This is a genomic window from Alteromonas sp. 07-89-2, from assembly GCF_013113925.1.
Taxonomy (GTDB): Bacteria; Pseudomonadota; Gammaproteobacteria; order Enterobacterales; family Alteromonadaceae; genus Alteromonas; species Alteromonas macleodii.
Genome location: NZ_VTYM01000018.1, coordinates 22,401 through 35,238 on the forward strand (window position 1 = coordinate 22,401; position 12,838 = coordinate 35,238).

At 43.8% G+C, this 12,838-nt stretch carries 13 protein-coding genes; 8 read left to right on the forward strand and 5 right to left on the reverse strand.

Features of this window, described 5'->3' with window-relative positions; all coding sequences use genetic code 11:
• Positions 1-258 precede the first annotated feature (258 nt).
• From F0261_RS13020 to dkgB, 6 genes are all read left to right on the forward strand, one after another.
• A complete protein-coding gene (locus tag F0261_RS13020; protein WP_110287860.1) occupies positions 259-1,116 on the forward strand; it encodes a PHP domain-containing protein in 858 nt (285 codons plus the stop codon).
• A gap of 226 nt (positions 1,117-1,342) precedes the next feature.
• A complete protein-coding gene (locus F0261_RS13025) occupies positions 1,343-1,963 on the forward strand; it encodes an L-threonylcarbamoyladenylate synthase (protein WP_014948946.1) in 621 nt (206 codons plus the stop codon).
• A gap of 224 nt (positions 1,964-2,187) precedes the next feature.
• Positions 2,188-3,051, forward strand: coding sequence for a ScpA family protein (locus F0261_RS13030; protein WP_014978837.1), 864 nt, complete (start codon positions 2,188-2,190; stop codon positions 3,049-3,051).
• A complete protein-coding gene (scpB, locus tag F0261_RS13035; RefSeq protein WP_014948948.1) occupies positions 3,038-3,631 on the forward strand; it encodes an SMC-Scp complex subunit ScpB in 594 nt (197 codons plus the stop codon). The genes F0261_RS13030 and scpB overlap by 14 nt, the downstream gene beginning before the upstream one ends.
• A 40-nt stretch (positions 3,632-3,671) precedes the next feature.
• Positions 3,672-4,568, forward strand: coding sequence for a 23S rRNA pseudouridine(2605) synthase RluB (rluB, locus tag F0261_RS13040; protein ID WP_014948949.1), 897 nt, complete (start codon positions 3,672-3,674; stop codon positions 4,566-4,568).
• 228 nt (positions 4,569-4,796) lie between these two features.
• Positions 4,797-5,600: a 2,5-didehydrogluconate reductase DkgB gene (dkgB, locus tag F0261_RS13045; RefSeq protein WP_171338173.1), complete on the forward strand. Its 804-nt coding sequence runs from the start codon at positions 4,797-4,799 to the stop codon at positions 5,598-5,600.
• Positions 5,601-5,823: 223 nt separating this feature from the next.
• Here the strand turns inward: dkgB and F0261_RS13050 are convergent, their stop codons facing one another.
• Positions 5,824-6,387, reverse strand: a complete 564-nt coding sequence (locus tag F0261_RS13050) for a sugar O-acetyltransferase (RefSeq protein ID WP_039230376.1) — start codon at positions 6,385-6,387, stop codon at positions 5,824-5,826.
• Positions 6,388-6,427: 40 nt separating this feature from the next.
• Complete coding sequence (locus tag F0261_RS13055) at positions 6,428-7,099, reverse strand: hypothetical protein (protein ID WP_171338174.1); 672 nt, start codon at positions 7,097-7,099, stop codon at positions 6,428-6,430.
• Positions 7,100-7,648: 549 nt separating this feature from the next.
• Here F0261_RS13055 and F0261_RS13060 point away from each other — a divergent pair.
• On the forward strand, positions 7,649-8,143 hold the full coding sequence (locus F0261_RS13060) for an arsenate reductase family protein (RefSeq protein WP_171338175.1): 495 nt from the start codon (positions 7,649-7,651) through the stop codon (positions 8,141-8,143).
• A gap of 12 nt (positions 8,144-8,155) precedes the next feature.
• Positions 8,156-9,442, forward strand: coding sequence for a DUF445 domain-containing protein (locus F0261_RS13065; protein WP_171338176.1), 1,287 nt, complete (start codon positions 8,156-8,158; stop codon positions 9,440-9,442).
• Positions 9,443-9,575: 133 nt separating this feature from the next.
• On the opposite strand, the gene tmpT is transcribed toward F0261_RS13065, so the two are convergent.
• The 3 genes from tmpT to recN all read right to left on the reverse strand — a co-directional run bounded on the left by tmpT (position 9,576) and on the right by recN (position 12,500).
• Positions 9,576-10,229: a thiopurine S-methyltransferase gene (gene tmpT / locus F0261_RS13070; RefSeq protein ID WP_171338177.1), complete on the reverse strand. Its 654-nt coding sequence runs from the start codon at positions 10,227-10,229 to the stop codon at positions 9,576-9,578.
• Positions 10,230-10,333: 104 nt separating this feature from the next.
• Entirely contained in the window at positions 10,334-10,690 is a 357-nt protein-coding gene (locus tag F0261_RS13075; protein WP_012517879.1) for an outer membrane protein assembly factor BamE, read from the reverse strand.
• A gap of 124 nt (positions 10,691-10,814) precedes the next feature.
• Positions 10,815-12,500, reverse strand: coding sequence for a DNA repair protein RecN (gene recN, locus F0261_RS13080; RefSeq protein ID WP_171338178.1), 1,686 nt, complete (start codon positions 12,498-12,500; stop codon positions 10,815-10,817).
• Positions 12,501-12,838: the final 338 nt, after the last annotated feature.

Consider the following 12,838-nt stretch of genomic DNA (forward strand, 5'->3'; position numbering starts at 1 on the left):
AAAAAGACAAAAAAAAGGCCCGTATAAACGGGCCTTTATGTGTATTCATTCACGCACTACAGTGCACACCGCCCGTTAAGTTAGGGAGTGCCACCACCAAGCTGCAACTGTCATTGCTGTTGAAATATTGTATGAATGCATGAATTACTCGTTGTTTTTCCAAACTTCAATAGGATTTGAAGCGGTTAGTACGTATACTTTGTGTGTATAGAAGAAAACAAATTGCCGTTTGTGTCAACCTAAAATTTGCATAAGACATTGAAAATAGATCTACACAGTCATACAAAATTCTCCGATGGCCACCTAACGCCAGAAGAATTAATCCTTCGCGCGCACACCATGCAGGTGGATGCGCTTGCCGTTACCGACCACGATACCGTAGCCGGTTTGGAAGAAGCACATGCTACCCAATCGAAGCAAAAACGTGCATTAACCATTATTGATGGTGTTGAAATTTCCACCACTTGGCACAGTTTCGATATCCATATAGTTGGATTAAATGTGGACAGACACTGCCCAACGTTTCTTGAGCGGCTGCAAGGCCAGTCTCAAACCCGAGAAGCCCGAGCTGAAAAAATTGCTGATAAGCTCGAAAAGTGTGGGTTTGAAGGTGTTCTAACGCGAGCAAAAGCGCTAGCGGGCGTTGGCCAGGTGACACGGGCGCACTTTGCGCGCGTATTAGTAAACAACTACGGTGTGCCAAGTATGGACGCCGCGTTTAAGAAGTATCTTGGCAAAGGCAAACGAGCTGCAGTTAAAGCAGAGTGGCCAAGTATCGAAACTGCTATCGAGTGGATACACGATGCAGGTGGACAAGCTGTACTGGCTCATCCTGCTCATTATGATATGACAGCGAAGTGGCTACGGCGCTTGGTGGCCTTGTTCGAACAAGCTGGTGGCGACGCCATTGAAACCGCATTTCCAGGTATCAATAAAACCAAACAAGAGCTTATTAATGAGCTTGCACAAACCCATCAGTTATTAGCATCGGCGGGCTCTGATTTTCACTTTCCGTCTCGTTGGACTGAGCTGGGTAAGAACCTCGGCATTAGCAGTAAGCTCACACCCGTATGGCATAATTGGAAACAATTTGAAGGGCAGATGGCCGAGAGCTAAGGAAATCTAATTTGCAACGCTCTCGGTATAAATGGGCAAGGTAAGGCAAATGGTTGACGTACGGTTGATGAGCGCTAAAGCTAATTAAAATGCCGAGAGTTGGTTGGTAAAAAGCTTAAAAGCGAGTTTTACCAACGAGCTTAACCAGCAAGCTTTACGAGTGGACAGACACTTACCTCGTTGGCAAAGTAGTATCGTTCTGCGCGTTTAAGAAAAGGAAGTAATTATGAGTCAATTTTTCTATGTGCACCCCGACAACCCGCAAAAGCGCCTAATTAGTCAGGCTTGTGAGTTAATTCGAGAGGGGGCAGTGGTGGTGTATCCGACAGACTCAGGCTACGCCATAGGTTGCCAAATGGAAGACAAAAAGGCGCTTGAGCAGTTGTGTCGTATTCGTCAAATCGATAAAGATCACAACTTTACCTTAATGTGTCGAGACATGTCTGAGCTATCAATTTACGCAAAGGTAGACAACACGGCGTTCAGGCAAATTAAGAACAATACACCAGGGCGTTACACCTTCGTGTTGAAAGCGACCCGCGAAGTACCAAAGCGTTTGCAAAATCCTAAACGTAAGACCATTGGAATTCGCGTGCCCGATAACGCCATTGCACTTGCATTATTGGAAGAGCTGGGCGAACCATTGATGTCTACGTCTTTGATTTTGCCAGGTAACACCATGGCCGAATCAGACCCAGATGTCATTCGCGACAACTTAGAAAAGCAAGTAGGGCTTATTATTCACGGTGGTTACATCGGAGAGCAGCCCACTACCGTGGTTGATTTGTCGGAAGACACGCCGGTAATTGTGCGACATGGCACGGGCGATCCGTCTCCCTTTGAGTAACTTTCGTTTTACTGTTTTTTTGAACAGATTGTTGTAGATAGCCTATTTTAACTAGTTTCTTTTGCTTGTTGCAGGTGAAAGTTATAGCAGGAAACCGTAAGCTATGTTGCGAGGGCCTGTAGCGCTTCGATGTACAGCGAAGCACTACAGGCCCTCGCGTGAACGCGTAAATAATAATATCAATAATCGCCGCTTTGTTAGCGCGTAAAAACGGTTGTGGAACTGTGTCAGAGTTTGTTGAAGACAATAATAACGATAATGATGCCTCTGTTGAGAAGGGGCTTTCGACACCTGTTCAGCAGCCGTTGCCACTTGCGTTTATTAATGGCGAAGCGCTAATTGAAAAGCCTGAAGATCTCTTCATTCCCCCCGATGCCCTAGAGGTCATATTAGAAACCTTCGAAGGGCCGCTCGACTTACTGCTTTATCTGATTAGAAAACAAAAGTTTGATATCACCACACTGCCCATCGCTGATGTTACCAAGCAGTATATGGAATATGTGGATGCCATGATGTCGCTAAAGTTAGAGCTAGCGGCAGAGTACTTGCTGATGGCAGCCATATTGGCAGAAATTAAGTCCAGGCTTCTACTACCTAAACGCAGCGATGATTCCGACGAAGAAGAAGACCCTCGCGCAGAGCTTATTCGCCGATTAAAAGAATACGAGCTAGTTAAGCAGGCGGCGGAAGATTTAGATATACAGCCTAGACTTGAGCGGGATATTTTCACCACTCACGTTGAACTAAGTGAGAATGTGGCGCCAATTCGCATTGAGCCCGACGTGTCTTTAGCCGAAATTGTATTGGCGTTCAGTGCGGCCATGAAACGCGCTGAAGCGTTTGAACACCATACCATTGCAAGGGAAGCACTGAGTACGCGAGAGCGTATGTCGCTCATCTTGTCGTTACTCACAACAACAGAATATACGCCACTTGAACGCCTATTTACGGTTGAAGAAGGTAAAGCTGGGGTAGTGGTTTGCTTCTTAGCAATTTTAGAATTAGTAAAAGAACAGCTAATTTTATGCATTCAGGCAGGTCCTTATGCAAAAATTCATGTAAAATTAGGTGCCCATGAAGAAAATTAACACGGCGCAGCTTAAACAATTGGTAGAGGCAGCAATATTTGTTGCTGATAAGCCTATTTCAAAGCAGCATTTAAAAGAAACGGTACTCAATGAGTTTACCGTCGCTGATAGAACCTTGAGTAAGGTGATTAACGAACTAAAGTTAGACTATCAGCCAAGAGGCATTCAACTGGTGGAAGTAGCAAGTGGCTATCGCTTTCAATCGTTAGATGCGTTAAGCCCGTGGTTAAGCAAATTGTGGCAGGAAAATGCGCCAAAGTATTCTAGAGCAATGCTCGAAACCTTGGCACTCATTGCCTATCGTCAACCTATAACCCGCGGAGAAATAGAGCAGGTAAGGGGCGTGGCGGTAAGCAGTAATATTATAAAGACACTCACAGAACGAGACTGGGTAAAGGTAGTAGGTCACAAAGAAGTGCCTGGGCGACCAGCACTTTATGCAACTACCAAAGGCTTCTTAGACTATTTTTCGATGACGTCGTTGAGCGATTTGCCCAATGCTGATGCTTTCGAAAATATGGCTGAAAGCGTTGCGTCAGACTCGCCGCTTAAGGTGTTAAATGAGGCACCGTCTGAATAGACCGTGCGACCGTAAACAAGCAATTAAAGAGTGAAAACCCATGACTGAAAAGTTGCAAAAAGTACTGGCTAACCAAGGGCTAGGCTCGCGACGAGAAATGGAACGTTGGATTGAAGAAGGCCGAGTATCGGTCGATGGCACCAAAGCAACATTAGGAGATAGAGTCGACCACACCGCACAAATTCGTGTTGATGGTCATTTGCTATCTCGTCAAACAGAACAGCCAATTTGCCGTGTTTTGATGTACAACAAACCCGAAGGTGAATTGTGTAGCCGTCACGACCCTGAAGGTCGCGATACGGTATTTGACCGTCTACCCGCTATTCGACTAGGGCGCTGGATCACCGTTGGTCGTCTAGACATGAACACCAGTGGCCTGCTGTTATTCACCAACGATGGTGAACTAGCCAACCGCCTAATGCACCCTAAGTGCGAAGTAGAACGCGAATACGCTGTACGTGTATTTGGTGAAGTAACAGGCAAAACGTTACATACACTTCAAAAAGGTGTAGAACTGGAAGACGGCGAAGCAAAGTTCCTGACAATTTCAGGTGCGCCTACGCCGCAGCATGCTGAAGATGAAAGCATGAACCGTTGGTATAATGTGACCTTGAAAGAGGGGCGTAACCGCGAAGTGCGTCGTCTTTGGGAGTCGCAAGGCGTGCAGGTAAGCCGTTTGATCCGTGTTAAGTATGGCCCAATTGAATTGCAAAAGCGTCTACCCCAAGGTGCGTGGGTAGAACTTGGGTTAGAAGACGTGAACGCGCTTCGTAGTCATGTTCAACTGCCGGATGAAACGCAAACTATGGTGAATGTACGCCAGGGTAAACTTGACCACGCACGTTTAAGTCGCATGCGTCGCTCGGTTAAAAAGCATAAAGTGCGTAAGCAACAAGGCTTAAATAAACGAGCTGGGCGTCCGGCCAAACGTAAGTAATTTCTTATTTATCCATCACGTGTAAGTGAATACTCAAAGCCGCTAGCGCATGCTAGCGGCTTTTTTATTTCAGTGATGTGTATTCTTCAACTTAATCACTAGGTTTGTCTCCCATTTAATTCTGATTTCAGTCACGATGATTACGATCTTCTTTCTAAGCGATGGCGTAGCAAAGTGTGAAGCTGCTACGTCAAGTAGTGTAAGACAAACACGGAAAAGGAGAGAGTAATGAAAGATATGCCTCAGTTAGGAATGGGAACGTTTCGATTGAAAGGTGACGAGGCCCGTGAGTCAGTCAGTAAAGCGCTAGAGGTTGGTTTCAGACACATTGATACCGCACAATTTTATGACAACGAAGCTCAAGTTGGCGATGCCATAAAAACCAGCGGGCTTGATAGAAGCGAACTGTTTGTCACCACCAAGGTGTGGCACGAGTCATTGGGCGATGCCCATTTTATTCCAAGTGTTCACGAAAGCTTAGAAAAGCTGAAGCTAGAATATGTTGATTTGCTTCTTATTCATTGGCCATATCCTGGCACTGATATTTCACTCGAAAGTTACTTAGGCAATCTTGCGAAGGCGAAAGAGCAAGGGCTTACTCGTCATATTGGGGTGTCTAATTTCACTATTGATTTGTTAGATAAAGCCGAAAAGATTCTTGGTAAAGGCGAGATTTACACCAACCAAATTGAAATCCATCCTTTCATGCAAAATAAGAAAGTTGTTGAAGCGTGTAAGGAAAAAGGCATAAAAGCGACTGCATATATGCCATTTGCTGTAGGAAAAGTAATGAAGGACGAAACTTTATTGCGAATAGCGCAAAACCACGATGCGACGCCAGCGCAAGTTGTTCTGGCGTGGATGGAGAAGCGTCACATTTACGCAATCCCTTCATCAACCAGTAAAGCCCACTTGGCAGAGAATTTAGCTTACGGTGGTGTACATTTAACTGATTCAGAGCTCGTGCTTATTGATGATCTTGATAACGGCGACCGAATTGTAAACCCAGATTTTGCTCCAGACTGGGATTAACGATTTATAGAGCGCGTTTGTCTTTATACTACTAACGGGATAGCGATTAATTTTACCTAGCTCTGTGTACTAGGCTAAAATCAGGGGCCGCCTTTGAGGTACTAATGGCGGACCTTGAAGAGTCTTTGAATTACCGGTTCAGATTAAATCGATAGATGTGACTTGGTATGGACTCGTGTAAAGGTGTTTTTTAAGGCATGTGATACCGAAAACATCACATGCTCTATTCGGCTTGCTCTATTTCTTTGATGACTTTGGCGGGGTTACCACCAATGACCACATTGTCGCCAAAAGACTTAGTTACCACCGCGCCAGAGGCCACAACCACATTGTCTCCCAACGTTACGCCAGGGTTTATGACCGCCATACCACCAATCCAGCAATTATCGCCAATAGTAATGGGCTTGGCGAACTCAATGCCGGTTGCCCTTTGTACAGGATCTAATGGGTGCGTAGCGGTGTACAAACCGACCTGAGGCGCAATCATGCAGTTATCACCTATCGTGACCTTCGCTGCATCTAAAATCACACAATTGAAGTTAGCGAAAAAATTTTCGCCTACGTGAATATTTTCGCCGTAATCACATTTGAATGAAGACTCGATGTAAAGCCTTTTTCCAGTACTACCAAACAGCTCTTTTAGTAGTCTTGTACGCTTTTTGTGGTCACTTTGACAAGTTGTGTTGAGCTCGTCTAATTGCATACGGCATTGCTTGCGCAATGCCGATAATGTTTTGTCTGACGGAAAGTATAAATCGCCAGCAAGCATCTTTTCTTGTTCAGTCATGCATTTTCAGTAGGTAAGCTTAAATGGTTAAGCCAATACGTTACTGTGCACTGCCGTAGCTTACAATGACTTTTTGTTTTAGTTCGTCGCTTTCAATGTCTAGGTTAACAGGGCGGTGCAAAACAATGCTGCCGCCTACAGTAACCGATGCACTAATCGATAGGGTTGGTTTGTTGTCTGATTTCTTGCCCCAAGAGCTTTCACTTTCCTTATATACGATATCGCCTAAAACGTGAGAAGAGCCAGACAAAGTAATATCGCCGTTGAGTGTTTTGATGTGTTTTTCAATGGTTGTATCAACGGCTGTTATGTCTCCATTCACTGTTTCAACGCTACCGCCAATTGTACTTTGCGTAGGAAGCGTAACATTTCCATTCACGGTCTCTACACCCTTAAGCACATTGAGGTGTGAAGCTGCACTTACATCGCCATTTACAATATCGATATTTCGGACAGACACATGGCTACCCATTTCGAGATTGCCGTTAACGATACTGACTTCATCCGCGCCACCATGATCGCTAATTTCCACATTGCCATTAACAGAAGAAATATCGCCAGCGTGCTTCCCTTCAGCTATGTCAATATTGCCTAGAATAGAACTGAAATCGCTGCCTTCTAATGCACTAGCGTCTCCAACATGGATAACGCAGCCAGTAAGCAAAGAGGCTGAAAGCAACATAGCTGCACTAGTAATAATAGACTTTTTCATATTCTTATATCCTTGATTATTTTATAAATACTTAATAACACGCTTTAACGGTATTAATATCAAACACAAAATTTGTTGTTTATTTATAAAATACATTTCACGTATCATGCCACTCTCAAAAAGTATTTTAAATCAAAAGGTTAGTTTAATATGCCAAAGGGGGGAGACTGGCTCAATGGTGTAATGACTAATTTTATAGTTTCATCTGCCACCGGATGGCGAATTTGACCATTTTGTACCACATGGTCCTAAGCTCAGAAGGGGACAGACACTCGCTTGAAGAAATTATTTAAAGAAATGGACAGACACTCAATGTGAATACATCTTTTTGGTTACAAGCTGCTTTTTTGAGTGTGTGTCCAACGAGTACAGGCAAGGTTTTAGCCTATGTGAGTGTCCGTCCTCGAATTGTATTTGGTTACAAGCTGCTTTTTTGAGTGTGTGTCCAACGAGTACAGGCAAGGTTTTAGCCTATGTGAGTGTCTGTCCTCGAATTTTAATAGTATGTTGGTATATGTGGTTTTTACTTTTTAGTGAGGTTAGGTGGCCATGATAAAGATTTATCACAACCCAGAGTGCGGCACGTCTAGGAATGTACTGGCGGTGATCAAGGCCGCTGGGTATGAGGTGCAGGTTATTGAGTATTTACGTGTTGGGTGGGAACGTGAACAACTAACTTATTTATTGAATGCAGCTAACCTTAACCCTCGACAAGCGCTTCGCACAACAAAGTCGCCTGCTGCTGAATTAGGGTTACTTGATGAAACAATGAGTAACGAAATCATCTTTGAATTGATGCTGGAACATCCCGTTTTAGTGAATAGGCCTATTGTTTGCATTCCCGAAGGTGAACACGAAATAGCAGTTTCTTTACCTCTTGGGAGAGTTGAAGGTAATTCCTATTCGTATAACGCGAAAGAAACAGTGAAATTATGCCGGCCAAGTGAAGCTGTACTGAATATTTTGCCTGTATGGCCACAAGGCCCTTTTGCTAAAGAAGACGGCACACCACTTATAGACCAAGATGGTAATCGAGTAATTTAAACGGAGTAGTTTATGCAGGACAAGTACACGCAATTGAATAAGGCTAAAAGGCTTGCATTGGCCTGTTTGATTTTTGCCGCAAGTGTATTTGTTTTAACGGTTTTACTTCCCAAGTTTTATCCAAACTTGCAAGGAGCATGGTGGTTGGGGCTTATTAAGATGGCTAGTGAGGCGGCGCTCATCGGTGGTCTAGCTGACTGGTTTGCAGTGACGGCATTATTTAAGCCAATTCCAGCGAAGTACCCCATTCCGCACACCAATATCGTGGCTAGTAACAAGTCTGTTATTGCTAATAATCTATCATTGTTCGTTAAGGAAAAGTTCTTTCATCCTGAAGCAATAGAGAAGCTAATTCGGGAAAGCGACCCTGCAAAGGGCGCGGGAAGGTGGTTGTCACAAGATAGAAACGCTACCCGTTTAAGTCGCTTTCTATGCGATGCTTTTGCAGGCGTTCTTCGCGTGCTCGATGACAAACCTGTGAAAGCGTTTATCGCTAAAACCGCACAAAGGGGCATTAACCAACTTGATCTTAGGCAATTGATGGCAACCTCGTTAAGCGCCGTTACGAAAGAGCGCCAGCATCAGGTAGTGCTTGATAGGGTGTTAGGGAAATTGGCCTCACTGCTTGCAGAGCCAGAAACCCAAATCTACATAGCAGATACGTTAGTAGTCTGGCTAAAAACTGAATACAGTCGTATTGAAAAGCTATTGCCGTCTAGTTGGCTAAGCGAGCAGGGGGCACTCATAGCTGTTAAAGCGGTTTCAAGTATTTTGGAAGATGTATACGAAGATGAGCATCACCCCATTCGCCATGCATTTGATGAGCAAGTACACGAATTCCTCTACGAACTACAGCACAGCCCGTTAATGGAGAAAAAGGTAAACAGCTATCGGGAAAAAATTATTAATGACCCAGCGTTAAACGCGTATGTTCAGCAATCATGGGCCAAGTTTCATCAATGGCTTTTAACGTCTCTTGAACAGCAAAATGGTAAAGCAGAAACAAAGGTGTCGAGCCTTTTAAACGATTTGGGTACCACGTTAACGCAAGACAGTGAGCTAGCAAAAGCGTTCAATAAGCACATTGGAGAAGCGGCTAAATATATGGCGCCTGAGTTGGCTGAATTTCTAACCCGTCACATTCGCGACACCATCAATAGTTGGGATGAACGTGAAATGGCTGAGCAGGTAGAGTTGAATATTGGCCGCGATCTTCAAAAAGTTCGCATAAACGGCACGATCGTAGGCGGGTTGATAGGTGCAATATTGTTTGGCATAGAGGCCCTGCTTGGCCTCTAGTCATTTATTTAAGCAAGTCGCATTAGCTGGTGTGAGTATGAATAGCTTAAGTGTCGCTGTTAATCAGCGCTAAAACGCAAACTATAAAGCAACCATTTCAACGCTTTGTATAAGCAACAAACTTTAAAAAAGTCTACTTCGCCGTTAGTGCAAATACCAAATTATCAGCGTCTACTTTGCCTTTCAAACCGCCTTCAAGCACCGAGCGCTCTAACCTTTGAATGTTGTAGTCCACTGAATAAAGAGCGTCAACGGTTTTTTCGTTTACGCTAAAGGGAGGGCCGGCCATTTCATTCTGGTCATACTCGAAAGAAATGATTAGCTGGGGGGCGCATTGAGTAATGGCCATTAAATGCGCAGCATATTGCTCGCGAAGCGGGCTAGGCAGCGCGACTAAAGCGGCTCTATCATAAATGCCCGTAACGTCACCTAAGTCGCTTGATGTAAGTTTAAAGATATCACCTACGTAAATGGTTAAACCGTCTTTAGCGTAAATTTTACCGTTGGAAGTAGTGGTAACGGTAGGCTCTTCACCTAGCTCTTCAAACAGCTGTATAATAGCCACTTCGCTTAGCTCAGCACCAACCACTTCACAACCCTTGGAGAGTAACCAACCAATATCACGGGTCTTTCCACATAGTGGTACAAAAATGCGCTTTAAAGATGTGCTAGGACTATCGTCGCCAAACAGAAAAGACGCATACTTTACTAAAAGTGCATTCCCTTCAGGTTCGTGAAATCCAATCTCGTTCTTTTGCCATTTATTGTGCCAAAAACTATGTTCCATATAAACCTCAAGTAGGTAAGCGATATATCTCTAAAAAAACAGACGTTTTTATGAAGGGTATTAGAAACAAAAAGGTAGCGAGAAACGCTACCTTTTAAGCAAAATTAGTTATCAAGCGGTGTATTGAAGTCTTCAGATAACTCGAAGTCACCTTCAACCGTTGTCACTTTGTTGTCTACAAAGTTAATCACCATTTGCTTTTGAAAATCTTCACCACGCTTTTTCATACCGCGCTTCATATCGTAAACGTAGTACCAAGTGTCATCGTCGAATGAGTCTTGAACAACAGGGTTACCTAGTACATAAATAACTTGTTCTTTTGTCATTCCAACGCGCAGCTTTTCCACATCTCTTTGATCAAGGAAGTTTCCTTGAGGAACGTCGATTCGATAAATCCAGTTCGAGCAAGCGGTTGATGTTAGTGTGATACCAAGAATTACTAATAGGTGTTGCAACTTCATGCGTTAATTTGTCCAGTATTGCCTTTGTTAGTGTCAATGAACTTCGCTAAAGCGAATTTCGAGACTGTTTTATTGCAAGCGCGAAGGCATGCTACATTGACAACTATGACCAATCAACTGCATTTTAGTTCGATGCTGCGCTTTTAAGCAGTTCTTTTGCATTCGCTAGCGCCGATTTGGTTACTTTATCACCGGCTAATAGTCTTGCAAGCTCATCGATCCTGTCTTGCTTAGTCAGCGCCAACATCTGGGTTTCAGTACTTTCCCCGTCGGTAAGCTTGGTAACAAACAATTGATTATGTGCCTGTGCCGCTACTTGAGGTAGATGGGTAACACACATTACTTGCGATTGTTTACCTAATTTACGTAAAAGCCCGCCAACGATTGATGCTGTTGGGCCGCTAATGCCCGTATCGACTTCATCGAAAATCATAGTAGGGGTAGCGTGATGGCCGCTCGCGATAACCTGAATAGCCAGTCCTATACGAGAAAGTTCACCACCTGATACGACTTTTTCTAATTTGTCTGCATCTTGACCAGGGTTGGTAGACACTTTAAATTCTACGGTATCTAGACCTGTGCTCACAGGCTTCTTAAGTTCGTCGTATTGAATCTGAATATCCACTTTTGCGTGGGGCATATTCATTTGGCGAATTTGCACTTCAATATCTTCGCTTAGCTTACCAGCAGCACGTTGCCTGCTCTCAGAAAGCGCTTTGGTCGCGGTTAAATACGTTGCTCGTGCTTCTTCTACTTCGCTTTCAAGCGTACCTAACAGTGTTTCCTGTTCCGATAAAGCATTGAATTCTGCGGCTAGCTCTTGATGATGCTGATAAAGTCCTTCTGGCATCACAGTATGTTTACGGGCAAGTTCCATCGCCTTCGCATAGCGCGCCTCAACTTGCTGTAAGCGAAGTGGATCGATCTCTAAGTGATCGCAGTAGCTACGTAGCTCTCCTGCCGCTTCTTCTACTTGAATTGCTGCATCATTAAGCATTGCAATGATTGGCGTTAAACTAGCGTCGTGCGTCTCTAATTCGCCTAAACGTTCAATACTGCCTTGTATAACTGACAGAGCGTTACCTTCATCGCTTTCATATAAATTGTATACGCTGGTCTGTGCTTGCTCTAAAAGGCTTTGCCCGTTACTCAGGCGTTTGTGCTCTATTTCTAACTCTTCAAATTCACCCTCTTCAATGGCGAATTCATCAAGTTCTTGAACCTGATAAGTTAACAGCTGAATTCTGTCTTCGCGCTGCTGGGCTTGTTCTTGAAGCGCCTTTAACGTGCGCTGCTTATCACGCCAAAGAGAGTAGGTTTCTCTAACTTGCACTAATATGTCGTTGTGCTTAGCGTAACCATCGACTAATTCCCTTTGATGGTCTTCTTTCAGCAACTGTAGGTGAGTATTTTGACCGTGAATGGCTAACAAAAACTGGCCTAAGCCTTTTAACTGCTGAAGTGAGGCGGGAATACCGTTGATAAAAGCTTTTGAACGGCCTTCCTTTGAAATAACTCTGCGAATAAAGCAGCTATTCTCATCTTCATCTGAGGTGAGCTCATGTTCATCGAGGAAGGCTTTAGCTAATACATTGCCGTCTAAAGAAAAGTGAGCAATGATCTCCGCTTTTGCGCTGCCTTTTCGCACCGCATTGGCATCAGCGCGCTCGCCTAAGCACAAACTTAAAGCATCAATGGCGATGGATTTACCTGCACCGGTTTCGCCGGTTATAGCAGTCAACCCGTTTTCCAGTTGAACCGATAATTGTTTTACAACAGCAAAATTTGAAATAGAAAGATGCGCTAACATAACCACACTCGAAAAAGTTGAACATGATGATATATACAGTAACTGATAATATATACAGTATTTGTGTTGTGTAAAGTTAAGTCGTAAAAAATTTATTTAAAAATAACCGATGTGGATGATAAGTTTCATAAAATCAGATATATAGATTGTTTATTGTGAAGGGGGGGTTATGAGTAACCTATATTTGAACTCGCCGTGGAGGGGGAATTGAAAGAGGCTGTGTAGGTTGAAAGAACAGTAGTGAAGTGCTCCTATGAAGTAAACCGATTTCTTGAATACATGCAGAGTAGTTTGCCGTTCTGACTACCTTTGGTTTTATTAAGACAAACAGTAAAAAG

Excerpts from the sequence above, each read along its gene's own strand:
- F0261_RS13065 (WP_171338176.1), top strand. The coding sequence starts at position 8,156 with ATGCAGGACAAGTACACGCAATTGAATAAGGCTAAAAGGCTTGCATTG.
- F0261_RS13055 (WP_171338174.1), bottom strand. The coding sequence starts at position 7,099 with ATGAAAAAGTCTATTATTACTAGTGCAGCTATGTTGCTTTCAGCCTCT.
- dkgB (WP_171338173.1), top strand. The coding sequence starts at position 4,797 with ATGAAAGATATGCCTCAGTTAGGAATGGGAACGTTTCGATTGAAAGGT.
- F0261_RS13050 (WP_039230376.1), bottom strand. The coding sequence starts at position 6,387 with ATGACTGAACAAGAAAAGATGCTTGCTGGCGATTTATACTTTCCGTCA.
- rluB (WP_014948949.1), top strand. The coding sequence starts at position 3,672 with ATGACTGAAAAGTTGCAAAAAGTACTGGCTAACCAAGGGCTAGGCTCG.
- F0261_RS13060 (WP_171338175.1), top strand. The coding sequence starts at position 7,649 with ATGATAAAGATTTATCACAACCCAGAGTGCGGCACGTCTAGGAATGTA.
- scpB (WP_014948948.1), top strand. The coding sequence starts at position 3,038 with ATGAAGAAAATTAACACGGCGCAGCTTAAACAATTGGTAGAGGCAGCA.
- F0261_RS13025 (WP_014948946.1), top strand. The coding sequence starts at position 1,343 with ATGAGTCAATTTTTCTATGTGCACCCCGACAACCCGCAAAAGCGCCTA.
- recN (WP_171338178.1), bottom strand. The coding sequence starts at position 12,500 with ATGTTAGCGCATCTTTCTATTTCAAATTTTGCTGTTGTAAAACAATTA.
- tmpT (WP_171338177.1), bottom strand. The coding sequence starts at position 10,229 with ATGGAACATAGTTTTTGGCACAATAAATGGCAAAAGAACGAGATTGGA.
- F0261_RS13075 (WP_012517879.1), bottom strand. The coding sequence starts at position 10,690 with ATGAAGTTGCAACACCTATTAGTAATTCTTGGTATCACACTAACATCA.